At 66.7% G+C, this 10,397-nt stretch carries 7 protein-coding genes and 1 riboswitch; of the genes, 3 read left to right on the forward strand and 4 right to left on the reverse strand.

The genetic code is table 11. The features are described 5' to 3' along the window. Nucleotides 1-102 precede the first annotated feature (102 nt). A riboswitch (cobalamin riboswitch) is annotated at nucleotides 103-335 on the reverse strand. Between the two features lie 19 nt (nucleotides 336-354). Continuing rightward, a complete protein-coding gene (locus tag RT551_RS01540; protein WP_313455207.1) occupies nucleotides 355-1,770 on the reverse strand; it encodes an FAD-binding oxidoreductase in 1,416 nt (471 codons plus the stop codon). A 125-nt stretch (nucleotides 1,771-1,895) separates the two neighbouring features. Here RT551_RS01540 and sstT point away from each other — a divergent pair, with 125 nt between their 5' ends. Continuing rightward, nucleotides 1,896-3,107 carry a serine/threonine transporter SstT gene (gene sstT / locus RT551_RS01545; RefSeq protein ID WP_313455209.1) on the forward strand — a complete coding sequence of 404 codons (1,212 nt, stop codon included), beginning with the start codon at nucleotides 1,896-1,898 and terminating at the stop codon, nucleotides 3,105-3,107. 17 nt (nucleotides 3,108-3,124) lie between these two features. Here sstT and RT551_RS01550 read toward each other — a convergent pair whose 3' ends face one another. Continuing rightward, the gene (locus RT551_RS01550; RefSeq protein ID WP_313455211.1) at nucleotides 3,125-4,171 is read right to left on the reverse strand and encodes an AAA family ATPase; all 1,047 of its coding nucleotides are present in this window, start codon (nucleotides 4,169-4,171) and stop codon (nucleotides 3,125-3,127) included. A gap of 263 nt (nucleotides 4,172-4,434) precedes the next feature. Between RT551_RS01550 and RT551_RS01555 the strand changes: the two genes are divergently transcribed. Beyond that, a complete protein-coding gene (locus RT551_RS01555) occupies nucleotides 4,435-6,291 on the forward strand; it encodes a patatin-like phospholipase family protein (RefSeq protein WP_313455213.1) in 1,857 nt (618 codons plus the stop codon). 95 nt (nucleotides 6,292-6,386) lie between these two features. On the opposite strand, the gene RT551_RS01560 is transcribed toward RT551_RS01555, so the two are convergent. Together RT551_RS01560 and RT551_RS01565 are read right to left on the reverse strand one after the other, a co-directional pair. Further along, nucleotides 6,387-7,340, reverse strand: a complete 954-nt coding sequence (locus RT551_RS01560) for a DUF1028 domain-containing protein (protein WP_313455214.1) — start codon at nucleotides 7,338-7,340, stop codon at nucleotides 6,387-6,389. A gap of 56 nt (nucleotides 7,341-7,396) precedes the next feature. Next, nucleotides 7,397-8,767: a short-chain fatty acyl-CoA regulator family protein gene (locus tag RT551_RS01565; RefSeq protein ID WP_313455216.1), complete on the reverse strand. Its 1,371-nt coding sequence runs from the start codon at nucleotides 8,765-8,767 to the stop codon at nucleotides 7,397-7,399. A 113-nt stretch (nucleotides 8,768-8,880) separates the two neighbouring features. Between RT551_RS01565 and RT551_RS01570 the strand changes: the two genes are divergently transcribed. Next, a complete protein-coding gene (locus RT551_RS01570; RefSeq protein ID WP_311193440.1) occupies nucleotides 8,881-10,386 on the forward strand; it encodes a CoA-acylating methylmalonate-semialdehyde dehydrogenase in 1,506 nt (501 codons plus the stop codon). The last annotated feature ends 11 nt before the right edge of the window (nucleotides 10,387-10,397 follow it).

Consider the following 10,397-nt stretch of genomic DNA (forward strand, 5'->3'; position numbering starts at 1 on the left):
CGGATGCCGTGAAGCGGACGCACGGGCGTAGCGCCACGCGTGCAGCATGGCGGCAGGCCCCGGCAACCTCCCCGCGGACGTTCCAGGTCGAAGCAGAAAGCGGTCGTGCTTTCTGGCCGGGGCCGGTATTCGGGCTGATGGACACGGGCAACGCAGGCCCACCTAGTGCCCGCCGCTTCCCAGGCGCGAAGCCCAGTGCTGTGTGGCGGGGGTCGTTTCCATTCACCGCTGCGGGGCAGCTCCGGAATGAGCGCAGAGCGCTTTCACCGGATTCCCGTTTAATTTCATCCCTTCATCGGTATGAAGAGATAAACACCTTCGGCCCGCACAAGGTAGACCTTGGGCGGGTGACGGTCAAGCGCCGGCCAACGGTCCGAGATAGCGTTGCCACAGGTGGTTCACAAGTTGCAGGCGCGGGTCGTACCGGCGCTTGCACGCCACCAGTTCGGGCCACTGCGGGTAGGCGCGTTGGAACTGGTCCAGCGTGGCGTGCGGCCGGTAGGGCAGGTAGTAGCGCCCGCCGCACAGCAAGGCCGCGTCGATCAGTGCACGTGTCCATTCGGCGGCACGATCATCCGACCACGGCAGGCGTCGCTGCTTGTGGTACAGCACGAAGCAGAACACGTCCTCGCGCGCCCACGACATCACCGCCAACGGATCCGCCGGTGCGTGACGAATCGAAACATTCAATGCGTTGACCTGATGGGCCTTCAATACGTTCGCCAGCATCCGCGCGAAGGTGCGGAAGTGCGCAATTGGAATGAAGTACTCCTGCAGCAGGTAGGTGGACATGCTGCGCGTGCGCGGCTCCAGCGCGGCCACGTCCAGGCTGGCTTCCAGATTGCGGCGAACCACCCGTGGCTCGCGCAGGGTCTTTTCCACCACCAGTTGCTCGCGCAGCTGCGCACCGCCGGGCAGTTCGGACACCGCCCAGATCAGGTTCTGTTCGGTACCGTAGTGCGCCCCGACCGGCACCAGCCGCGCCGTATCGGTCAACGCGGCATCCGTTCGATACCAGGTCACCGCCAGCGGTGCATTGAAATCCGGCGGCATCAGGTCGGCGTTGTGCATGATCGCGCGTGGATCGGCCAGCACGTGTTCGCCAAACCAGTCAGCGTACGCATCCAGTGACATGCGCTGGGTGTGCCGGGCCATGGCCACGTTGTCCACGACGTCCAGCTCCACCTCGGTGATGACGCCCAGCAGACCGTAGCCGCCCAGTGCGGCGCGGAACAGGTCGCTGTTGTGGGTGCGCGAGGCCTCCAGCACCTGCCCCGAGCGCAGCACGATCTGCAGGGCGCGCACGCTGCCCGCGATGCTGCCGCTGCCGACGTAACGTCCATGGCAGTTGACCGACACCGAGCCGCCCACGCTGAAGTTGCTGAAGCTCTGCATCACCTTCACCGCCAGCCCATGCGGATCGAGCTGCTCCTGCAATGCACGCCAGCGCATGCCGGCCTGCACCCGCACGACTTTGCCAGGTACATCCAGGAACACCAGCTGGTTGCAGGTGCTCATGTCCAGCTGCACGGCCTGCGCCGCACTGGTCTGCCCGCCCATGCTGAAGCGCGCGCCGGCCACGCAGATGGTGCCGGTGTGCCGCTCCAGCGCTGCGGACACGTCAGCGGTATGGTGAATCGGCACCACCGCAGCCACCTCGGTGGGCTCCAGCTGGCTGATATCATTCACCGTCGGCGCAGCCTGGCGTGCGCAGGCACCCAGCAATGCCACGCTACTGCAGCTGGCAATGAAGCGGCGTCGAGAGGTCATCAGCCTTCCTGGCAATGCGGGATGAGACCGATTGTGCCTGTTCAGCGGGCCAAGCGCGACGCACGGCCTGCACGCGCGGGCAATTGCAGGCACCATACGGTTCCTGCTTCGTACGTGATCCCTGCATGACTGTCGTACCTGCCTTCCTTCGCCGTACTTCCCTCGTCACCCGCATCATCATCGGCCTGCTGCTCGGCATCGTGGTCGGGGTCGCACACCCGCCCACCGCGCTGGCGCTCGGCCTGCTGGGCGAAGTCTTCATCCGCGCGCTGAAAGCGGTGGCACCCATTCTGGTGCTGGTGCTGGTAGTGGCCTCCATTGCCGGCCACCGTGGTGGCGGCACCCACATGCGGCCCGTGCTGGTGCTGTACCTGCTGGCCACCGTGGCGGCCTCGCTGGTCGGCGTGGCCGCCAGCTTCCTGTTCCCGACCACGCTGGTACTGAAGGCGGCCGACACCGCCGCACAGGCCGCGCCGAGCGGGATTGGTGCTGTGCTGCACACTTTGTTGCTGCAGATCGTGGACAACCCGGTCAACGCGGTGGTGAACGCCAACTACATCGGCGTCCTCGCCTGGGCGGTCGGTCTGGGCCTGGCATTGCGCCACGCCGGTGAGGCCACCCGCACCATGCTCGCCGACGTCTCGGTTGCGTTTACCCGGGTGGTGCAGTGGGTGATCGTGCTGGCCCCGCTAGGCGTGTTCGGCATTGTCGCCTCCACCATCGCAGGTTCCGGCCTTGGCGCGCTGGCCGACTACGCGCGCCTGCTGGCGGTGCTGCTGGGAGCCATGTTGGCGGTGGCACTGCTGGCCAACCCGCTGATTGTGTTCCTGGTCACCCGTCGCAATCCCTATCCGCTGGTGCTGACCTGCCTGCGCGAAAGTGGCATCACTGCGTTCTTCACCCGTTCCTCGGCGGCGAACATTCCGGTCAATCTGGCCCTGTCCAAGCGTCTGGGCCTGCATGAGGGCACCTATTCGGTGGCCATTCCGCTGGGTGCCACGATCAACATGGCCGGCGCGGCCATCACCATCTCGGTACTCACCCTGGCGGCGGTGCACACGCTGGGCATCCAGGTCGACCTGCCCACCGCGCTGCTGCTGAGCGTGGTGGCGGCCATCGGGGCCTGCGGTGCCTCCGGCGTGCCGGGTGGTTCGCTGCTGCTGGTGCCGCTGGCCTGTGGCCTGTTCGGTATCGAGGACAGCGTGGCCATGCAGGTAGTGGCGGTCGGCTTCGTGGTCGGCGTGGTCCAGGATTCGGCGGAAACCGCGCTGAACTCGTCGTCCGACGTCGTGTTTACCGCTGCGGCCTGCGCGCGCGCGGAGCGCCTGGCGCGCTGACGCGGCGATACGCGTGTTCAGCGCAGCGCATCGAGCACCTGTTCGATGCGCTGCTGCAGCGAGCCGGTCAGCAGGGTGAAGGGTCGCTGCTGCGTGGACAGCCAACGCACATAGGCGTCGTGCTGGGCGTGCCGGAACGCGTCGTCGCGACGCGTTCCATCCTGCACGAACGGAAAGTCGGGTGCGCACAGGAACAGGTGCGCATAGGAACGTTCCGCCAAAGCGTGTAGTTCCGCCTCGGCTCGCCCGAACATGTCCTGGCAATAGAGCAGGGTGGTGAGTGGCGTGGTATCGCACACCAGCCATCGATCCGCCGTTGCCGCCAGCGCCTCCTCGCGTTTCACCTGGACCTGGGCAATATGCAGCAGGTCGTCGTAGTCCAGCGCACCGGCCTTGGCTTCCCAGTGTTCGCGGCCAAACTCTGCCGCCCAGTGCGTCTGCAGGCGCTGCGCGAGCGCAGCGGCCAGCGTGGTCTTGCCGCTGGATTCCCCGCCGAGCACGCCGATGCGACCGACAAAGTCCGCATACACGCTGGGATCGAGATACTGGCGCAGGCCATGGGGATCGGCGCGCAGCGCAGTACCCGACACCGGAACATCGCGTCGCTCCAGATCCAGGCAGACATGGGTGACCGGCCAGACCTTTCCAGTTGAGCCACTGAAATGGTGCTGCAACGCTGCCGCGAAGCCATCGCCATAGTGTTCGCTGGTAAACACCGCATCGACACGGCAGTTCCACAGCGCGGTGCACACCCAGGCGACGAACGCGCGCTGTGCTGCGTCGTCATCCCGGTTGTCGGGCAGGGCGCGCGGCGCAATTCCCCGCTCCACGCAAAGCTGCGTCAGCCGGGCCTCATTCAGTACCAGACGCTCCGCCTGCGGATACAGTGTCTTCAACCAGGCCTCACGCCGCGCGGCGTCGCAGCCGGGCAGCTCGGGCTGGCTCCAGCTCAGCAGCAGCACCCGGTCGCAGCGCGACAGCGCATGGTCGATCAGGGCCTGGTGACCACGGTGCAGTGGGCTGAATTTTCCCACCACCAGCCCGGTGTTGAAGCGATCCTGCATGTACGGTGTTCATCCGTGAAACGGGGTGGCCAGTCTACGGGGTCGCCCGGCCGGGAGTTCCTCCACTGAACCGCGCGATTCGTGCCCGGAGTCTCAGGCCGTGAGAGACGCTTTCGTCATACTGGACCTATAGCGTCAAACCCAGCCGCTTCCAGCGCGGCACTGACAGGCAAGTCACACCCATCCAGGGACGGCCACAGGCGCCTCCAGGCGTCGCAGGCAGCGGGGGTAGTGTGGTGGCAGACAAGTATTGCGATCTGGTCATGAAAGGCGGCATTACCAGCGGCATCGTGTATCCCAACGCGGTGTTGTCACTGGCGCGCGAATACCGGTTCAAGAACATCGGCGGCACCTCGGCCGGCGCGATCGCCGCAGCGGTGGCCGCCGCTGCGGCAATGGGCGACCGACGCTGCCGGGCCGGTGAAGCCCTGGGGCCCAATGCTGGCTTTGCCGGGCTGGCTGATGTCAGCACCCAGCTGTCGCGGCGCGGTTTCATCTACAGCCTGTTCCAGCCCGTGTATGGCGCACGCACCGCCTATCGCCTGCTGGTGATGCTGACCGGCAAGGCTGGCGTGCCGCGCAAGGTGTTGTGCCTGCTGGCGGCGGTGTTCGCGATTGCGCCGCTGGAGCTGCTGGCCGCGTTGGTGGGTCTGCTTGGCATTGGCTGGATGGCCGGCGGCATCGCCGGCGTGTGGGCGACGCTGCTGCCTTCCCTGTTATGCGCCTACGGTGCCGGCGTGCTGGCCTCGGCCCTGCGCGTGGCGCGGGTGGCGCGCCGCAACCTGCTTGGCCTGTGCTCCGGTGCCACCCAGCCCGATGCCGGCGCGCCGGCGCTGACCGATTGGCTGCACACGCAGTTACAGGCGCTTTCCGGCAAATCCCTCGATCAGCCACTGACGTTTGCCGACCTGCACAATGCGCCGCGCTATGTCGGCGAACCGGTCGGCGCGCATGCAATCAGCCTGCAGATGATCACCACCTGCGTGTCGCACACCGAACCGCGCACGCTGCCGTTCACCGCCTCGCAGTTCTGGTTCCGCCGCGAGGAGTTTGAACGGCTGTTCCCGGCCAGCGTGGTGCGCTGGCTGGTGGAGCGTGCCGGTACGCCGCAGTCCGTCGACGGTATCGACTACTACCGGCTGCCAGAGGGCGAGCACCTGCCGGTGCTGGTCGCCACGCGCATGAGCCTGAGCTTCCCGCTGCTGATCAGTGCGGTGCCACTGCATGAGCCTTCCCGCCGCGAGCGTCGCTGCGAACCGGTGGCAGATCCGGCCCCGCCGCGCGACAACACCAATGTCGCCGACAGCATGGAAGGGCTCACCAGTGGCGGTCACAGCTGTGGTCCTGTTATTACCGCATTCCGGGTGTGCTGGTTCTCCGATGGCGGCATCAGCAGCAACTTCCCCATCCACCTGTTCGACGCCGCGCTGCCGCGCTGGCCGACCTTCGGCATCAACCTGGTCTACCCGCGTCATGCCGAGCCGGAGCGTCTTTCGCCGGATTCACCGGATGCGATCAACGCGGCGGTGTTCCTGCCCACCGAGAACCGCCATGGCTGGCAGCGCAGCTACCACGCCATCGCGCGGCCGCTGGCGGCGGCGGAGATGAGTGGCTTCCTGTTCTCCATTGTTTCCACCATGCAGAACTGGCGTGACGTGCTGCAGGCGCGCGCGCCCGGCTACCGCGACCGCATCGTGCATGTGTCGCTGCAGGGCGACGAAGGCGGCATGAACCTGGACATGCCGCAGGCGGTGCTCAGCCGCATTGCCGCCAAGGGCAGTGTGGCCGGTGAGCGTTTCTGTGACTTCTCGTTCGCCAATCACTACTGGATCCGCTGGCGCAATCTGGCCTCGGCCTATCAGCGTTACACGTTGGAGATCGCGCGCACCGATGATCCGCTGCAGCGTGTGGCGGCGTGGGCTCCAGCGTATGAGACGGTGGCCATCGGCGAGCCGTTGGAGCCGTCGTACCGGCTCAGCTCGGAAGAGAAGCGGCGTGAATCGCAGCAGCTGTGGCGGATGATGGTGGAGCAGGGCGAGGCGTGGGAGGACCTGGGCCCGAATCTGACCGATGGCGCGCCACGGCCTTTGCCACAGATGAAGGTAACCCCGAGCTATTAGGTAGCGCCGGCCGTTGGCCGGCCCTCATGAACCCATCAACATTACGTGGGCCGGCCAACGGCCGGCGCTACCGGGAGATGTCCCGGAACCGTCCATCACCGCCATCCCTCCACCACAGGATCCCCCTTCAACCCCACATATCGCTCCCCTTCCAACTCCATCCTCACCATCACCGGATTGATCGACCACAACACCCCCAGATACTCCCGCGCCCGTGCCGCCTCCCCGCGCGCCATCGCCAGCCGCGCGGCCCGCGCCCAGATCCGATCCCAGCCATGCGCCAGAGACAGCGCTTTCGCCAGCGCCACATCCGCGTCTGCCTCCCGTCCCTGCCGCACCATCTGCTCCGCACGAATCATCGCCGTGTGCGCCTGGCGCTGTTCGAACATCACCCGCAATCCAGCAATCGGCTGCGCGGCACTGTCCACCCGCAGGTCGGTATCGCGCCAGTCGTCTTCCGGCGTGCGCACCAACAGCGCCGCCGACATCCGGCCGCTGCGTTGCCCGCCGGCGGCTTCGCCCGCTTCCAGCGCGAGCAGCAGCCGTTCGGCCAGTGGGCCCTTCGCTGCAAGATAGGCATCGCGCATCGCATCCAACACGACTGCCCCGGCCAGCCCGTTGCCCTGCACGCTGAAACCTCGGCCACCCATCGCCCCAGCCCATGTCGACGCCAACGCTGTCGCCCCGTTGTACTGCGCCTGTCGTCCACGCGCGTCCACCAGCCCCACCTGGCGCTCGGCCACCGTGGTGTCGTCGTAGCCGCCATCTCCGGCCAGCAGCTGCTTCAGCGCCTGCTCTGGCGATGTCCCGGCCGCCAGCAGGCGCAGCCCTTCAGGCCCGTAATGTGGGTTGGTCTCGAACTGGCTGGCTACCGCGCCCACGTCAGCCTGCGCCCAGGCCACGCCCGACCCACCCACCGCCAGATTGTGGGTCGCCACGGCGACTCCGCAGCTGCCAGTGTCATCGCAGGCGGCAATGGAGAAGGTGGCATGTACCGGCAGTGCATATGCACCGAGCAGCAGCACTGCGCCTGCGAACAGGGATTTCATCGATCCGGTTCCTTCCAGGGCTGGAACAGGTTGGATGCAGGCCGCAGGCGAAGGGTTTAGCCGCGCCCCGGCAACTGCGCGAACGCACGCTGCATGCAGTCCTCGCGCGGACACACCCGGCACCCAGGACCGATCGACACCGAGTTGCCCGGACTCTGGATATCCAGCCCGCGCGTGTAGATCAGCCGTTCGGCATGCTGCAGGTCGCAGCCCAATGCCACCGCGAAGGTCTTGCGCGGCTGCCCATGCCCGACCGGGCCGCTGCTGACCTGCCGTGCCAGCCAGAAGTGGCGGCGGCCATCGGGCATGCGTGCGGTCTGGGTGAGCACCCGCCCGGGTTGGTTGAAGGCTTCGTACACGATCCACAGCGGGCACGAGCCGCCCACCTGTGAGAAGTGGAAGTCGGTCGCCGAATGCCGCTTGGACACGTTGCCGGCGCGGTCCACGCGAATGAAGAAGAACGGCAGCCCCGGCGCACTGCGCCGCGCCAGCGTGCTCAGGCGATGGCACACCGCCTCGAAGCCCACGCCGAAGCGATGTGCCAGCAGGTCGATGTCATACGCGCTCTGTTCTGCCGCACGCAGGAACTGCGCATACGGCATCACCAGCGCGCCGGCGAAGTAGTTGCTCATGCCGATGCGTGCCTGCGCGATCTGCTCCGGCTCGCGGAAGCCGGCGCGTGCGATCACCGCATCGATCTGCGCGGCATAGCCGAGCAGGCCCAGCTCGGCCGCCATCTGGAACGCCTGCTGGCCCGGCTCCAGGTAATCCGGCAGCCACAGCGTGCGGCTGCCACCGTCATACACGCGCTTCTCGCGCCCGGCCTGCAACGGAGCCACTTCCACCAGCACGCCGTGGCGGTCGGCCAGCAACTGGCGCAGGCGCGGTGCCACGTGCCCGGCCACCAGCCCCCATTCGGCGAACAGCTGCTCGGCCAGGTCGTCCAGCTCGGGAATGTGGTTGTGCATGCGGTTGAAGAAATCACGCACCTGGTCACCGGCCGGCAGCGCCTGCCCGGCCTGCGGGTCGCCCAGCTGGAACTCAAGTGCCGCCGCATGCTCGCGCAGCAGCAGGTGACGGCGGTGCAGGTCGAGCAGGGCATGGCTGATCTGCGGCAGGTTGCCGGCCATGGCGCGCAGCTCGGTGCTGCTCACATTGTCCAGCCCCAGATCGCGCAGGGTCTGGCCCAGCGCCTCCTGCAGCGCCGCCGGCTCGTCGTCCTCGAACAGCGCGCCGAGGTCGCCCAGCACCGCGCCCAGCTTCTGTTGCACCGCCGGAGTCAGCGGCCTTTTGTTGCGCTCGATCTGGTTCAGGTAGCTGGCCGACAGCCCCAGTGCCCGCGCGAGGTCGGCCTGGCTGAAGCCGCGCTGCTCGCGCAGCTTGAGCAGGCGCAGACCGATCTGGCGGAGGGGAGGCTGGCTATTCACAAAATTCACAAGAATCGTAGCGGGCGTTGGCCAGATTAAGCGCAGACAGCCCGGAAATCGAGTGTTGGCCTGTGAATAATGCCAATCACCTTTTCGCACCCGCCGGGATTGTCATGACTGTTGCAGCGCCCCGTATCCGCATGTTGATCGACGGCCAGTTCGTCGAGTCGGCCAGCTCCAACTGGCAGAACGTGGTCAATCCGGCCACCCAGGACGTCCTGGCGCAGGTGCCGTTCGCCACCGTGAGTGAAGTGGACGCGGCCGTCGCTGCCGCCAAGGAAGCCTTCAAGACCTGGCGCAAGACCCCGATCGGCACCCGCGCCCGCATCTTCCTGAAGTACCAGCAGCTGATCCGCGAACACATGAGCGAGCTGGCCCACATCCTGAGCGCCGAACAGGGCAAGACCCTGCCTGATGCCGAAGGTGATGTGTTCCGTGGCCTGGAAGTGGTCGAGCACGCCGCCGCCATCGGCAACCTGCAGCTGGGCGAGCTGGCCAACAACGTCGCCAACGGCGTGGACACCTACACCCTGCTGCAGCCGCTGGGCGTGTGCGCCGGCATCACCCCGTTCAACTTCCCGGCGATGATTCCGCTGTGGATGTTCCCGATGGCCATCGCCACCGGCAACACCTTCATCCTGAAGCCGTCCGAACAGGATCCGATGGTCACCATGCGCCTGGTTGAACTGGCGCTGGAAGCCGGCATTCCCAAGGGCGTGCTCAACGTCGTGCACGGTGGCGAAGAAGTGGTCAACGCGATCTGCGACCACCCCGACATCAAGGCGGTGTCGTTCGTCGGTTCCACCCGCGTTGGCACCCACGTGTACAACCGCGCCTCGCTGGCCGGCAAGCGCGTGCAGTGCATGATGGGCGCGAAGAACCACGCCGTGGTCCTGCCGGACGCGAACAAGGAACAGAGCCTCAACGCCATGGTCGGTGCCGCCTTTGGTGCCGCAGGCCAGCGCTGCATGGCCGCCTCCACCCTGGTGCTGGTCGGCGAAGCCCGCGAGTGGGTGCCGGATCTGGTGGCCAAGGCCAAGACCCTGAAGGTCAGCGGTGGCACCGTCGCCGGCACCGATGTGGGCCCGGTGATCTCCTGCGCCGCCCGCGAGCGCGTGGAAGGGCTGATCGCCTCCGGCGTGGAGCAGGGCGCGAAGCTGGTGCTGGACGGCCGCAATCCGCAGGTCGATGGTTTCGAGAAGGGCAACTTCGTCGGCCCGACCATCTTCTCCGGGGTGAAGCCGGGCATGCGCATCTATGACGAGGAAATCTTCGGGCCGGTGCTGGTCATCCTCGAAGTGGACACGCTGGAAGACGCGATCGAGCTGATCAACGCCAACCCGAACGGCAACGGCACCGCCGTGTTCACCCAGTCCGGTGCGGCCGCACGCAAGTTCCAGGAAGACATCGACGTCGGCCAGGTCGGCATCAACGTGCCGATCCCGGTGCCGGTGCCGCTGTTCTCGTTCACCGGTTCGCGCGCCTCCAAGCTGGGCGACCTGGGCCCGTACGGCAAGCAGGTGGTGATGTTCTACACCCAGACCAAGACGATCACCTCGCGCTGGTTCGACGACGAGACGCTGGGTCATGGCGTCAACACCACGATCAGCCTGAAGTAAGCAGGAGTTTC

The sequence above is a fragment of the Stenotrophomonas sp. genome, from assembly GCF_032103445.1.
Taxonomy (GTDB): domain Bacteria; phylum Pseudomonadota; class Gammaproteobacteria; order Xanthomonadales; family Xanthomonadaceae; genus Stenotrophomonas.

Bases quoted from the DNA above. Each gene is read 5' to 3' on its own strand.
- RT551_RS01540 (WP_313455207.1), bottom strand. From the start codon at position 1,770: ATGACCTCTCGACGCCGCTTCATTGCCAGCTGCAGTAGCGTGGCATTG.
- sstT (WP_313455209.1), top strand. From the start codon at position 1,896: ATGACTGTCGTACCTGCCTTCCTTCGCCGTACTTCCCTCGTCACCCGC.
- RT551_RS01550 (WP_313455211.1), bottom strand. From the start codon at position 4,171: ATGCAGGATCGCTTCAACACCGGGCTGGTGGTGGGAAAATTCAGCCCA.
- RT551_RS01555 (WP_313455213.1), top strand. From the start codon at position 4,435: ATGAAAGGCGGCATTACCAGCGGCATCGTGTATCCCAACGCGGTGTTG.
- RT551_RS01560 (WP_313455214.1), bottom strand. From the start codon at position 7,340: ATGAAATCCCTGTTCGCAGGCGCAGTGCTGCTGCTCGGTGCATATGCA.
- RT551_RS01570 (WP_311193440.1), top strand. From the start codon at position 8,881: ATGACTGTTGCAGCGCCCCGTATCCGCATGTTGATCGACGGCCAGTTC.